Origin of the sequence: Streptomyces sp. NTH33, from assembly GCF_003236365.1 — a bacterium.
Lineage (GTDB): Bacteria > Actinomycetota > Actinomycetes > Streptomycetales > Streptomycetaceae > Streptomyces.
Window position 1 is genome coordinate 1 of record NZ_POTZ01000722.1, and the last position, 2,367, is coordinate 2,367.

The following is a 2,367-nucleotide window of genomic DNA, read 5'->3' on the forward strand; positions in this document are numbered from 1 at the left end:
ACCACGCCCTGCGCCCGCTCGATCCGCCCGAGCAGCCCCTCGGCGCCCCAGTCCTCCGAGGCGGCGTAGACCCCGGTCGGCACGACCACGGCCTTGAGATGCGCGAAGAGCGGGCGCAGGGCGTGGTCGAGGACCAGGGAGTGGCGGGCGGTGCCACCGGTCGCGGCGATCAGCACCGGCTTGCCGGCCAGGGCGTCCTGGTCCCGGACGCCGAGGACGTCGAAGAAGGACTTGAACAGCCCGCTGTACGACGCCGAGAACACCGGAGTGACGACGATCAGCCCGTCCGCCTCCACCACCGCGTCCAGCGCGGACGCGAGGTCCGGGCCGGGGAAGCCGCTCGCGAAGTTGTGGGCGATCCCGACGGCGAGATCGCGCAGCTCGATCATCCGTACGGCGGCCGGGACGCGCCCGGCGGTCGCGGCCGCCAGCCGGTCGGCCAGCAGCCGGGTGGAGGACGGGACGCTCAGTCCCGCCGAGACGACGACGAGCTTCATACGGCGCTCACCCCTTCCTCGGCGCCCGCCCGGCCGGCGAGCAGGGACGCGTGGGTCGGCGCGTCCGGCACACCGGCCGGGCGCCCCTTGGCGAACTCCTCGCGCAGCACCGGCACGACCTCCTCGCCGAGCAGGTCGATCTGCTCCAGCACGGTCTTCAGCGGCAGGCCCGCGTGGTCGATCAGGAACAGCTGGCGCTGGTAGTCGCCGGCGTAGTCGCGGAAGGCCAGCGTCTTCTCGATGACCTGCTGCGGGGAGCCCACGGTCAGCGGGGTCTGCTCGGTGAACTCCTCCAGCGACGGGCCGTGCCCGTAGACGGGGGCGACGTCGAAGTACGGACGGAACTCGCGCACCGCGTCCTGCGAGTTCCTCCGCATGAACACCTGGCCGCCGAGCCCGACGATCGCCTGCTCGGGCGTGCCGTGCCCGTAGTGGGCGTACCGGCTCCGGTACAGCTCGACCATCCGCTTGGTGTGGTCGGCCGGCCAGAAGATGTTGTTGTGGAAGAAGCCGTCGCCGTAGTACGCGGCCTGCTCGGCGATCTGGGGGGAGCGGATGGAGCCGTGCCAGACGAAGGGCGGTACGCCGTCCAGCGGGCGGGGCGTGGAGGTGAAGCCCTGCAGCGGCGTGCGGAACTTCCCCTCCCAGTCGACGACGTCCTCGCGCCACAGCCGGTGCAGCAGGGCGTAGTTCTCGATGGCGAGGTTGATGCCCTGCCGGATGTCCTGCCCGAACCAGGGGTAGACCGGCCCGGTGTTGCCGCGCCCCATCATCAGGTCCACCCGCCCGTCGGCCAGGTGCTGGAGCATCGCGAAGTCCTCGGCGATCTTCACCGGGTCGTTGGTGGTGATCAGGGTGGTGGAGGTGGACAGGATCAGCCGCTCGGTCCGGGCGGCTATGTACCCGAGCATGGTGGTCGGCGACGACGGCACGAACGGCGGGTTGTGGTGCTCGCCGGTCGCGAAGACGTCCAGGCCGACCTCCTCGGCCTTCAGCGCGATGGCGACCATGGCCTTGATCCGCTCACGCTCGGTCGGTGTACGGCCCGTGGTGGGGTCCGGCGTGACATCGCCGACGCTGAAGATCCCGAACTGCATGATCGCTCACCTTCCAGATTGTTGATGCTTCAACTATAACCGGAGAACGGTCCGCGTCCTGGAGGTATTCCGCCCACCCACGTCGGCGAGAACGACGACGACGCCGACGACGACTCAGGCGGCTCTACCTTCTTGTTCGGGATGATCGAGCCATTCGTAGGGTTGGGTCGCCCAGGGGTGCTGGGTGTGGCTATCAGGCGGCTGCCGTCTCGTGGCTTCTGACGCTTCGCCCGCGCGGGCCGCCGCGACGGCTCGGGCTCCGTCCCGCCGATCGCCCGGATCCCGGCCGCCGGCAGCAGATAGCTGACCGCGTCGGCCGCCACGGTCACCACCGGCCCGAACAGGCCGACCATGGCACCCCCGGCCGGCGGCCCCAGCACGGTCGCCGTCCACGTCGTCGACTCGAACCGGCTGCTCGCGACCAGCAGGTCCTCCGGCGCCACCAGACCCTTCAGATACGCCCCGCTCGCCGCCCCGAACGCGATGTCGGCCGCGGCGACCACCACCGACACCACCAGCAACTGCGCGAACCCGAGCGCCCCGAACGCGAACGCGAGCGGCACGCTCATCAGCGCGGCGAACCGGACCAGGTCCGTCCCGACCATCACCGGCCGTTTACGACGGAACTCCACCCACGGCCCGAACGGCACCGCCACCACCGCGCCCACCGCCGCCCCGGCGGCCGCCAGCGCGGACACCTCGGCGGACCCGGCGTGCAGCACCAGCACCGCGATGAGGGCGAAGGCGTCGAAGGCCAGCCACGACCCGAACGT

2 protein-coding genes and 1 pseudogene are annotated in these 2,367 nt (G+C 71.1%); all 3 read right to left on the reverse strand.

Annotated elements, in window-relative coordinates:
* Positions 1-497, reverse strand: a 497-nt coding sequence (locus C1I97_RS35460; RefSeq protein ID WP_111007055.1) for a CE1759 family FMN reductase, incomplete at its 3' end; no start/stop codon positions are given.
* Positions 494-1,594, reverse strand: coding sequence for an LLM class flavin-dependent oxidoreductase (locus tag C1I97_RS35465; protein WP_111007056.1), 1,101 nt, complete (start codon positions 1,592-1,594; stop codon positions 494-496). The genes C1I97_RS35465 and C1I97_RS35460, both read right to left, overlap by 4 nt.
* A 179-nt stretch (positions 1,595-1,773) precedes the next feature.
* Positions 1,774-2,367, reverse strand: a pseudogene (locus C1I97_RS35470) (MFS transporter); the annotation flags it as partial.